Below are 10,450 nucleotides of genomic sequence, written 5' to 3' on the forward strand. Positions count from 1 at the left end.
ATGTGTGGGGACGTACGCGGGGGCGGCGGGGCGCCTCAGTCGGGCCGGCGCGTGGCCAGCCCGAGGAGGACCGGCCCGGTCGGTGAGCCGACGAGATCGGCGACGGTCAGGGGATCGAGAGTGGCGTAGAAGGCCTCCTGCGCGTCGCGCAGGGCCCGTCGGAGCCGGCACGCACCGCGCAGCGGGCAGGGCTGGTCGCCTTCGCAGGCGACGACCTCGTCCTCCCCCTCCAGCTCCCTGACCAGCCAGCCCACCGAGGCATGCCGTCCGAGACCGGTGAGGGCCAGCCCGCCGCCGCGGCCGCGCCGGGCCTCCACCACGCCGAGGTGCTGCAGGCGGGTGACGGCCTTCGCCATGTGAGTGGCGGGCACGCCCATGGCCTCCGCCACCTCCTGGGTGGTCAGAGGACCGTCCTGCTCGCGGACCGCCAGACGCATCACGGCACGCAGCGCCAGGTCGGTGAACTTCGTCAGCCTCACGCCCAGGACACTATCAAACACGCATCTGAGACTCTTCTTTAGGGGGCGATGGACGTATGGACCGCGGAGTGGTCCCCGCTCGCCCGCCTCAGGCGGGCCGGCGCCGGCCGTGCCGGAGGTGCGAGACGCGGGACCCGCCCGCCTGCCGCACGCGCTGTTCGCGGTACCGCCGGGGGCCTCGACCGCACGGCGTACCCGACGGTGCGTCGGCGCCGCCCCGGCATGCGGATCCGGACGCGGTGCGCGGGACCTGTCCGGTGGAGATCTTTTGAAGGTCTCCCGGCCTTCCGGCCCCGTCCCTATGCTGGCCTCCGGCGCACGGCGACCCGCGGCGGCGGTCCGGAACGGGGGAGCGATGGCAAACGGGGCACGGCCCGGAACGGTGATCGGCGGACGCTACACCCTGACCCGCCCGATCGGTGCGGGCGGCTTCGGCCAGGTCTGGCAGGCGCACGACTCCGCCCTGGGCGTGGACGTCGCCGTCAAACAGGTCCGCCTCGACGGCGCGTTACCGGACGAGGCGCGCGCCGAGCTGCTGACCCGCGCCGCCCGCGAGGCGCGCCACGCGGCCCGGCTGCGGGACCATCCGCACATCGTCACCGTCCACGACGTGGTCGAGGTCGACGAGGGCGCCTGGAAGGTGCCGTGGATCGTCATGCAGTGGGTCGACGGCCGTTCCCTGGCTCAGGAGTTGAGGGCGCACGGCCCGCTGAGCGTGCGCCGGACCCGGGAGGTCGCCGAGGGACTGCTCGGCGCGCTCGACGCGGCGCACCGTGCCGGTGTCGTGCACCGGGACGTCAAACCGGCCAATGTGCTGCTCGCCGCCGACGGCTCCGTCCTGCTCGCCGACTTCGGCATCGCGCTCGCCGCGACCGACCCCCGGCTGACCCGTACCACTCTCGTCATCGGCTCCCCGGCCTACATGGCCCCCGAACGCTGGCAGGGCGCCGCGAGCGACGGCCGGGCCGACCTGTTCTCCCTGGGGGTCACGCTCTACGAAGCGGTCGAGGGCGTCCTGCCGTTCCGCTCCGACAACCCCACCGCCGCCCTGACGGAACCGCCCCGGCCGCCTGAGCGGGCCGGCACACTGGCCCCGCTGCTCGCCCGCCTCCTGGAGAAGGACCCCGCCCACCGGCCCACCGCGACCGAGGCCCGCGCGATGCTCGGCACCAGACCTCCGGACACGACCCGGACCACGGTCCGCGAGACGGTGCGGGAGCGACCCCCGGGCGGCGGCGCGGCCGTGACGCTCACCAACACCCGGGGCGCGATGGCGGGGGTGTGCGCGGCACGGTACGGCATGCTCGCCCTCGCCTGGTGCTTCGCCATCGGGGGCGTGCTCGGGGCGATCACCTTCGGGGAACCCGTCATCTCCCTCGGGGACGTGGTGATCGAGGGCGACGATCGGTTCGGGAACGCCGTGCTGGGCGCCGGGGTGCTGGCCGTCCTCGGCCTGGTGGCCTTCGCACCGATCGGCGCCGGCGTCGGCGCGTGGACGAAACCGGACAGCGTCACCGTCGACGAGCAGGGCATCACGGTGACCTCGGGAAAGCCGCCGACGCAGGTGCGGCGCGCACCCGACGGCACTCTCCTGCCCGGCGCGCCCCCCACCTTCACGATCCGCTGGGACGCGGTGGAACGCGTCGCCGTCGAGAAGCGCGAGCCGAACGTGACGGCGCCTTCGGCCCTCGCCGCGTGGTTCCGGCCGGCCAACGAGCCGACGGCCGCGTGGCGGGCCCGGCACGGGGTCACGACACGCGAGGGCGGCGGACTGTGGGTCTACGAGGCCACGCCCAAGCGCCCCGGCGCCGTCGACCCCGAGCGGCTGCGCGAGCCGCTGCGCCGGTTCGCGGGCCACCTGTACGACGACCCGGACCACGTGCCGGACCCCTGAGGCCGCGGCGTACGCCGGTACCGGCCGGGCACCGCCCGGTCGCGCGCCTACTGCGGCTGCGTGGCGATCTGGATCAGGTTGCCGCAGGTGTCGTCGAGGACGGCGGTGGTGACGGTACCCATGTCCAGCGGCTCCTGGATGAAGCGGACGCCGAGGGCGCTCAGGCGCTCGTACTCCGCCTTCACGTCGTCGACGGCGAACTGGGCCAGCGGGATGCCGTCCTCGACGAGGGCGTCGCGGTAGGTCCTGGCGGCCGGGTGGCCGAGGGGCTCCAGGAGCAGTTCGGTGCCGTCGGGCTCGTCGGGCGAGACGACGGTCAGCCACCGGTCGCTCTCGCCCACCGGGACGTCGTGCTTCTTCACGAAGCCGAGGACCTCGGTGTAGAAGCGCAGGGCTTTGGCCTGGTCGTCGACGAAGACGCTGGTCAGGTGGATCTTCACGGCGTGCTCTCTTCCGCTCCGGATGTGTCGGGCAGGAGCCATCGCTCGGTGATCTGCCGCAGCGGGGCCCTGTTCAGGTCGTGGAACTTGTAGCGACCCTCCCGCCTGGTCTCGACGAGCCCGGCGGCCTCCAGCACGGCGAGGTGCTGGGAGACCGCCTGGCGCGAGATGCCGAGCCGGTGCTTCATGCTCAGTCGCGAGCAGATCTCGAACAGCGTCTGTCCGGACTTCTCCGCGAGCTCGTCCATGATGGTGCGCCGGGTGGGATCGGCCAGGGCTTTGAAAAGGTCGTCGGCCACAACGCCACCATACGCAAGCAATCACTTGCCTATCAACTGCGACACGGAACGGTGGTTCACCGGGCCGGCTCCAGGGGACCCGGGATGGCCCGTCGCACGGAGCGCGCACGACCGGACCGACGGTGGCGGCCGCCTGGCGAGGATCAATGATCAGGCGGCCCCCACCGTCGGTCCGGTGGGACGGGCGACGGGGTCAGATACCCCGGCCCGCGAGCCTGCGGGTCACCAGGACGCCGGTCACCGTCACGGCACCGGCGGCGGCGATCCAGGCGAGCCACTCGCCCGAGGAGTTCGGGGTCGCGGTGGCACCGCCGCCACCCACGCCCATCGCGCTCGGATCGGACTTCATGGCGCTGAACGTCTGCGTCGCCAGGGCCAGGTTCTTGTCCGTGGCGCTGCCCCAGGCGTAGACGACGTTGCTGGTTCCCTCCTTGAGGGTCAGATCGGCCGGGCCAATGGCCACTGTTTGCGTACCGGCGAGGACGACGTCGGCCTTGACGCTGCCGGCGTCGACCACAGCGGTGGCCTCCTTGGGGTTCTGGAGGTTCTTGAACACCGGCTGTCCGCCCGCGCGGACGTCGACGGCCGGGGCGGCGGCGACGTGTCGCACGGTCAGGCGCGACTTGTCGGCGTCGACCTTGGCGACGTCGTTCACGAAGGCCGTGAGCTGCGGCTTGCCGTCGGCGGACAAGTGGGCGGCGATGGTGGCGTTGGTTCCGGCCGGTACCTTGATCTCCTTTGCGATGGCCGGTGTGCCGTCGGGCCCCTGGCCCGCCGGGAAGATCTGGATGTTGTACGTGCCGGCGTCGAGCGCCTGCGGGGCGGTGACTGTGCCGGGCTTGAAGTCGCCGAGCAGCTCGTCACCGTTGGCGTAGACGTCGACCGTCAGCCCGGGAACGCCGTGGAAGACGGAGACCATGGCGGTTTCGGTGCTGTCGGCGGCGGCCGCGCTGGTGGAGGAGGCCGCGACGGCCGGCACGGTGACGCCGAGCACGAGGGCGCCCGCGCCGGCTGCGGCGGCGATGGTGTGGGGGGTCCGACGGGTCATGGGGATCATCCCTTCGGGAGAACCTCCCCGGTTGGCGGGGAGTCGTACATGTTTCCGGTACGGGCGGTTCCGCGGATGCGGGTGGGCGCCACGGATACGGGAGATGTGAGGGGTGCGTGGGATGCGGCGGATGCTGAGGACACCCGTGATGCCGAGGGCGCCTGTGGTGCGGTGGACGCCCGTGGTGCGGTGGACACGGGCGGCACGGCGGTCGTGCGCGGCACTGCGGACGAGAGCCGCGCGGGGGACGGAGGTCGCGCGGGGGACGCGGGCCGCGCCGGGGGTGCGGGCGGCGCCGCTCGCCGTGCCGGTACGCGTCCGGGGACGCCGCCGCCCCGGCCCTGTTCGATGCCCCGGCGCAGGAGGTTCAGGCCACGGCGGGCGTGGCTCTTGACGGTGCCGAGGGGCATCCCGGTCCGTTCCGCGATCTGCGCCTGCGTCAGGTCCTCGAAGAAGGCCAGGCACAGCACGTCTCGCTGGTCGCGCGACAGCCGTGACATCTCGTGCACGATGAGAACCCGGTCCAGGACCTCCTCCTGCACTCCGTCGGCGAGCCCCGGACGGGCGCCGCGCGCCGCCGAGCCGACCAGCTCCAGGCGCCTGGTCCTGGCCGACAGCGCGTCGACGATCTTGCGCCGGGTGATGCCGACGAGCCATGCGCCGAGCGGGCCCCGCTCCGGATGGAAGCCGGCCCGTCCCCGCCACGCGCCTATGAACACCTGCTGTGTCACGTCCTCGGCCTCATCGGCGTCGCCCAGGGACCGGGTCGCCATGGTGCGCACGAGCGGCCCCCACCGCCGGTAGATCACCGCGAAGGCGTCCTCGTCGGCGGCCCGGAGGGCGCGGCCCAGTTCGTCCTCGTACACCCTCTCCGCCGCCGCGGGCGTGCCCGTGGACGGGGTGCGGGAGCGGGTGCTGCGCGTGTCCGTGCTGCTCATGGCCTTTTCCTCCTGCCTGTGTCCCCTTCGGGGGCGGAAGGCCGTCCGCCAGGGAGCGGGTCGTCGTACGTGCCGTACGTCCAGTCTTGGAGCACCAAAGCGACGCAGACAACATGCGTCGTTTGTGCGTCGTAAGCTGGAGGCATGGCGCGCGAAAGGGGCGACGGGAACAGGAGCGGCGGCGGACTGACCACCGGGGAGGTGGCCAGGCGCCTGGGAGTCGCGCCCACCACCGTCCGTACCTGGGACCGCCGTTACGGCCTCGGGCCCGAGGAGCACACCGGCGGCAGCCACCGCCGGTGGACCCCCGCGGACGTGGCGCGTCTGGAGCGCATGTGCGCCCTGACGGCGACCGGCGTGCCGCCCGCCGAGGCCGCGCGCGTGGTGAGGACGGAAGAGCCGCCGGCCCCTGCCCGGACGCCGCCCGCCCCCGCACCGCCGCCCCGCCCGCCGGTGCGTGCGCGCAGTCGGGCCGGCAGCGGCCTGCGGCTGGGGGACGTGCGCCAGGAGTGCAAGGGCGTCGCCCGCGCGGCGCTGCGCCTGGACGCCGCCACCCTGGAGCGGCTGCTGGCGAGTGCGATCGACGAGTACGGGCTGGTCACCGCCTGGACGGAGGTGATCATGCCGACGTTGCAGGCGGTGGGCCGCAAGTGGGAGAGCTCGGGTGAGAGGTACGTCGAGGTCGAGCACTTCCTGTCCTGGCACGTCTCCGGTGCGCTGCGGCGCTGTGCCCCGCCGGTGGTGGCCGACCGTCCCGGCGCGACCGTGGTGCTCGCCTGCGTGCCCGGGGAGAACCACACGCTGCCGCTGGAGGTGCTCGCCGCCGCACTCGCCGAACGCGACGTCCCGGTACGGATGTTCGGCGGCGCCCTGCCGGTCGAGTCCCTCATAGCGGCGGTACGCAGAACAGGGCCGGCCGCTGTGGGGCTGTGGGCCCAGTCCCGTACCACCGCCAGCCGGCCGCTCGCCGAGCACGTGGCGGCGATGGAGTGGGGCGTGCGCGGCGCGCGGAGGAAGGCGGCCGTCCTCACGCTCGGGCCCGGCTGGGCGGGCCGCGCCGTACCGGGGCTGCGCCGTCCGGCGGGACTGGCGGAGGCGGTCGCGGCGGTGGAGTCCCTGGTGCCCCGGTCCGCGGCTCCTCCCTGGCGTGACGAGGGGCGCGCTACGGGGTAGGCGTGACGACGGGCCGCGTCGAGCCGTTCGCGCGGGTCCCGCGCCCGCCCACCACGGCCCCCCTCGCCGCGGGCGGGCGCCTACGGCTCACCACGGCCCCGCTCGCCGCGGGCGGGCGCCGACGGAGGAGGAGCATGACCACGCATCATCACGGCCGACCGGACACCGTCGTCGTGGGCGCCGGTCTCGCTGGCCTCGCCTGTGCCCTGGACCTCGGCCGCGCCGGGCGGCGGGTGGTTCTGCTGGAGGCGTCCGACGGCGTGGGCGGCCGGATGCGCACGGACCGGCGCGACGGGTTCCTGCTGGACCGCGGGTTCCAGGTGTTCAACACCTCCTATCCGCAGGTCAGGCGGCGTCTGGACCTTCGGCGCCTGCGGCTGCGGCCCTTCACTCCCGGCCTCGTCCTCCCCTCTCCGACCGGGCCGGTCCGCCTCTCCGACCCCACGAGGCGGCCGGGTTCGGCCGCCTCGCTGCTTTTGGGGCGGGTCCTTCCGGCGCGGGACCTCGCGGCGCTGGCCGCGCTCACCGCACGGGACGCGCTGCCACCGGCGGGTCTCGTCAAGCGGCGTCCGGACGGCTCGACCGCTGCCGCCCTGTCCCGGGCCGGGGTGTCGGACGCGACGGTCGAGCGGGTGCTGCGGCCCTTCCTGTCCGGTGTGTTCCTGGAGGACCGGCTCGAGACGTCCGCCCGTTTCTTCCACCTGGTCTGGCGCAGCATGGTGAGGGGAACGCTCTGCCTGCCCGCCGACGGCATCGGCGCCGTACCGGCCCAGCTCGCCGAGGGCCTGCCCGAGGGCGTGCTGCGGCTGGAGACGCCCGTCGCCGAGATCACCCCGTCGGGGGTGCTGCTGTCGGACGGAGGGGAGGTGCCGGCCGCCACGGTCGTGGTGGCGACGGACGCCGCCACGGCGGCGCGACTGCTGCCGGGGCTGCCCGTACCGGACGGCCGCACGGTGACCACGTACTACCACGCGGCGCCGCACACGCCCCTGGCGGAGCCGACCCTGGTGGTGGACGACTCCGGCGCGGTCCTGAACACCTGCGTGCTGACCGAGGTGACGCGTACGTACGCCCCGGCCGGCACCTCACTGGTCTCCACGTCCGTGCTGGGCCCGGACCGGCCCGGTGCGGGCGATGCGGTGCTGCGGCGCCTGTCCGAGCTGTACGCGACGGACACCGGTGACTGGCACCGGGTCGCCGTCCGGACGGTCGAGGGCGCCCTGCCCGTGATGCGGCCGCCGTGGCCGCTGAGCCGCACCACCCGCTTCGGGCCGGGCCGTTATGTGTGCGGGGACCACCGGGCGACCGGTTCGGTGCAGGGCGCGCTGGCGTCGGGGGCGCGGGCCGCCCGCGAGGTGCTGGCCGACCCGCTGCTGCCGGGCTGAGCCAGACCCGGCGCCGCCCCTACGTCGCCGGGCGTTCAACGCTTTCCCGGCCGAAGGAGGTGGGCCACCATGCCCGGGGCCCGATGTCGATGACCAGCGCGGGCACCAGGAGGGAGCGGACCACGAGGGTGTCGAGCAGGACGCCGAAGGCCACGATGAAGGCGATCTGGACCAGGAAGGCCAGGGGGATCACCATCAGGGCCGCGAAGGTGACGGCGAGCACCACACCGGCCGAGGTGATGACCCCTCCGGTGGTCGTCAGTCCGCGCAGGACGCCCTGCCGGGGGCCGTGCGTGAGCGCCTCCTCCCGGACCCGGGACATCAGGAAGATGTTGTAGTCCACGCCGAGCGCGACCAGGAACACGAACCCGTACAGGGGCACCGACGCGTCCGTACCGCTGAATCCGAGGAGGTGCTCGAAGACCAGGGCGGACACGCCGAGCGTGGCGAGGAAGTTGAGCCCCACGGTCGCCACCAGCAGCACGGGCACCAGCAGGGAGCGCAGCAGAACGACCAGGATCAGCAGGATGATGCCGAGGACGACCGGGACGATCACGCCCTGGTCCCGGGCCGCGGTCTGCTGGGTGTCGTACTGCTGGGCCGTGTACCCGCCGACGAGCGCGTCGGCGTCGGGCACCGCGTGCACCGTGTCGCGCAGCCGCTGGACGGTCTCCTTGGCGGCGTCGCTGTCGGCCGCCGCCTCAAGGGTGGCGTCGATGCGTACGCGTCCGTCGACGACCAGCGGTTCACCGCTGCCCGGGCGCCCGGCCCCGGAGAACGCGGTCACCGAGGCCACTCCCCCGGTGTTCCTCGCCGCGGCGGTCACCTGCTCCGCGCGGTCGGCGTCGGCGATGATGACGGCAGGGTTGCCGGAGCCGCCCGGGAAGTGCCGGCCGAGCGTCTCCTGGGCGGTGACCGAGGGCGCGTCGCGGACGAAGATCTCGTCGAGCGGTACGCCCTTGGACGTCAGCGACGGGGCGAACGCCGCGAACACGCCGAGGACCAGCGCGGTCACCAGCCACACCCGGCGCGGCCTGGCGTCCACCTTCGCCGCGACGCGGCGCCACACGGCGTGCCCCTCCACGGTCGCGTCGGACGCCTTCGGGCGGGAGGGCCAGAAGGCGGACCGGCCCAGCAGGGCCAGGACGGCCGGCAGGAAGGTGAGCGAGGACAGCACGGCGCACACGATGCCGATGGCACCGACCGGCCCGAGGGCGCGGTTGTTGGTGAGGTCGCTGGCGAGCAGGGCGAGCAGCCCCAGGGCCACGGTGGCGGCGCTGGCGGTGATCGCGCCGGCCGACCTGCGGACCGCCGCCACCGCGGCCGCGACGCGGTCACCGCGTACGGCGAGTTCCTCCCGGAAGCGGGCGGTCAGCAGCAGCGCGTAGTCGGTGGCGGCGCCGATCACCAGGATGGAGAGGATGCCCTGCACCTGGCCGTCCACCCGGACGACGTTCCGGTCGGCGAGTGCGTACACCACGGCACACGCGAGCCCCAGGGCGAACACGGAGCCGATGATGATGAGGAACGGCAGCAGGACGCTGCGGTAGACGAGCAGCAGGATGACCAGCACGGCGCCGAGCGCCACCGCCAAAAGCAGGCCGTCGATGCCGGAGAACGCGTCCGAAAGGTCGGCCTGGCTCGCCGCCGGGCCGGCGATCCGCGCGGTGGTGTCCGGCACACCGTCGGCGGCTCGCCGCACCTGGTCGAGGACCGCCGGCAACTCGTCGCCCAGGCCCGGCTCCAGGGGAACCACCGCCTGGAGGGCCTTCCCGTCGTCGGACGGGAGCGCGGGTGACGGCCGGCCCACGACACCGGTGTCCCCGGCGAGCGCGGTGACGGCGCGTGTCGCGGCGGCCCGCTGGGCCTCACTGACCCGGTCCCCGTCCGCCGTCCAGACCACGATGGCCGGCAGCGTCTCCGCCCGGTCGAAGGCCCTGCGGGCCTCCAGCACCTGGGTGGATTCGGCGCTGCGCGGCAGGAAGGCGGCCTGGTCGTTGGTGGCCACCTCGCCCAGCTTGCCCGCGTAGGGCCCCAGCGTCCCGCCGATACCGAGCCAGACGAGGAGCAGTACGAGGGGCACGAGCCATCGGGCCCGGCGCTGTGCGGTTTTCATGAGCAGTCCCAGCGGTTGGACGGATGAGTCGGTAGGAGAGTCACCCGGATCGGGTAAGCCATTCATTAAGTATCTCAATGATTGAGTGATCCTATACTGATGCCATGAGCGGCTCCGGCGTACCCTTGCCCCTACTTCCGGGGGACGACCCGACGGGGTTGCAGGCCTTCGCGGTGCTCCTGCGCCGGATGAACGCCGAGTTCAACCGCATCGCCCAGGAATTCGCCCAGGCGCAGGGGCTGCACCTCACCGACGTGCAGGCACTGATCGCGATCCTGGACGCCGACGCGGACGACGAGGACGAACCCATGACGCCCGGGCGGCTGCGGCGGCAGCTCAACCTGACGTCGGGCGCGGTGACCGCGTGCGTCGACCGGCTGGAGAAGGCGGGCCACATCCGGCGCGTCCGGGCCGTCGACGACCGGCGGGTGGTGCACCTGCACTACGCCGAGGCGGCCAAGGGCATCGCCCGGGACTACTTCCGCCCGCTGGCCCGCGGCACCGACGCGGCACGCGGCCGGTTCACGCCCGACGAGCTGGCGGTGGTCGTCCGGTTCCTCACCGAGATGAACCGGGAGCTGGCCCTGCTGCGCCGCGACGCCGGCTGAGCAGACCCCCTCCCCCGCCCTGGGGCCTCGGGCCCGCGAGGCGGGGCGCGGGCCGGTGAGGGGGTGTCAG

At 73.8% G+C, this 10,450-nt stretch carries 9 protein-coding genes and 1 pseudogene; 4 read left to right on the forward strand and 6 right to left on the reverse strand.

Annotated features, from left to right (window positions below):
• Positions 1-35 precede the first annotated feature (35 nt).
• Positions 36-479: a nitric oxide-sensing transcriptional repressor NsrR gene (gene nsrR, locus E2B92_RS01565; RefSeq protein WP_126886159.1), complete on the reverse strand. Its 444-nt coding sequence runs from the start codon at positions 477-479 to the stop codon at positions 36-38.
• 355 nt (positions 480-834) lie between these two features.
• Here nsrR and E2B92_RS01570 point away from each other — a divergent pair, with 355 nt between their 5' ends.
• Positions 835-2,373 carry a serine/threonine-protein kinase gene (locus E2B92_RS01570; protein WP_160159724.1) on the forward strand — a complete coding sequence of 513 codons (1,539 nt, stop codon included), beginning with the start codon at positions 835-837 and terminating at the stop codon, positions 2,371-2,373.
• Between the two features lie 47 nt (positions 2,374-2,420).
• On the opposite strand, the gene E2B92_RS01575 is transcribed toward E2B92_RS01570, so the two are convergent.
• The 4 genes and pseudogenes from E2B92_RS01575 to E2B92_RS33205 all read right to left on the reverse strand — a co-directional run.
• A complete protein-coding gene (locus tag E2B92_RS01575; RefSeq protein WP_126886163.1) occupies positions 2,421-2,813 on the reverse strand; it encodes a VOC family protein in 393 nt (130 codons plus the stop codon).
• A complete protein-coding gene (locus E2B92_RS01580) occupies positions 2,810-3,112 on the reverse strand; it encodes an ArsR/SmtB family transcription factor (protein WP_126886165.1) in 303 nt (100 codons plus the stop codon). The genes E2B92_RS01575 and E2B92_RS01580 overlap by 4 nt, the downstream gene beginning before the upstream one ends.
• A gap of 193 nt (positions 3,113-3,305) precedes the next feature.
• The gene (locus E2B92_RS01585) at positions 3,306-4,160 is read right to left on the reverse strand and encodes a DUF4397 domain-containing protein (protein WP_126886167.1); all 855 of its coding nucleotides are present in this window, start codon (positions 4,158-4,160) and stop codon (positions 3,306-3,308) included.
• A 335-nt stretch (positions 4,161-4,495) separates the two neighbouring features.
• Positions 4,496-5,098, reverse strand: a pseudogene (locus E2B92_RS33205) (RNA polymerase sigma factor); the annotation flags it as partial.
• A gap of 144 nt (positions 5,099-5,242) precedes the next feature.
• Here E2B92_RS33205 and E2B92_RS01595 point away from each other — a divergent pair.
• Both E2B92_RS01595 and E2B92_RS01600 read left to right on the forward strand, forming a co-directional pair.
• Entirely contained in the window at positions 5,243-6,271 is a 1,029-nt protein-coding gene (locus E2B92_RS01595) for a MerR family transcriptional regulator (protein WP_133087354.1), read from the forward strand.
• A 134-nt stretch (positions 6,272-6,405) separates the two neighbouring features.
• A complete protein-coding gene (locus E2B92_RS01600) occupies positions 6,406-7,656 on the forward strand; it encodes an NAD(P)/FAD-dependent oxidoreductase (protein WP_126886171.1) in 1,251 nt (416 codons plus the stop codon).
• Between the two features lie 19 nt (positions 7,657-7,675).
• On the opposite strand, the gene E2B92_RS01605 is transcribed toward E2B92_RS01600, so the two are convergent.
• Entirely contained in the window at positions 7,676-9,772 is a 2,097-nt protein-coding gene (locus E2B92_RS01605; RefSeq protein ID WP_126886173.1) for an MMPL family transporter, read from the reverse strand.
• A gap of 104 nt (positions 9,773-9,876) precedes the next feature.
• On the opposite strand from E2B92_RS01605, the gene E2B92_RS01610 reads away from it, so the two are divergent.
• Entirely contained in the window at positions 9,877-10,380 is a 504-nt protein-coding gene (locus E2B92_RS01610; RefSeq protein ID WP_235023636.1) for a MarR family winged helix-turn-helix transcriptional regulator, read from the forward strand.
• The last annotated feature ends 70 nt before the right edge of the window (positions 10,381-10,450 follow it).

Source organism: Streptomyces sp. WAC05374 (assembly GCF_004353505.1).
Classification (GTDB): Bacteria; Actinomycetota; Actinomycetes; order Streptomycetales; family Streptomycetaceae; genus Streptomyces.

What these genes read in the sequence shown, in the direction of transcription:
- E2B92_RS01570 (WP_160159724.1), top strand. Translation starts at nt 835, where the DNA reads ATGGCAAACGGGGCACGGCCCGGAACGGTGATCGGCGGACGCTACACC.
- E2B92_RS01585 (WP_126886167.1), bottom strand. Translation starts at nt 4,160, where the DNA reads ATGACCCGTCGGACCCCCCACACCATCGCCGCCGCAGCCGGCGCGGGC.
- E2B92_RS01595 (WP_133087354.1), top strand. Translation starts at nt 5,243, where the DNA reads ATGGCGCGCGAAAGGGGCGACGGGAACAGGAGCGGCGGCGGACTGACC.
- E2B92_RS01600 (WP_126886171.1), top strand. Translation starts at nt 6,406, where the DNA reads ATGACCACGCATCATCACGGCCGACCGGACACCGTCGTCGTGGGCGCC.
- E2B92_RS01605 (WP_126886173.1), bottom strand. Translation starts at nt 9,772, where the DNA reads ATGAAAACCGCACAGCGCCGGGCCCGATGGCTCGTGCCCCTCGTACTG.
- E2B92_RS01610 (WP_235023636.1), top strand. Translation starts at nt 9,877, where the DNA reads ATGAGCGGCTCCGGCGTACCCTTGCCCCTACTTCCGGGGGACGACCCG.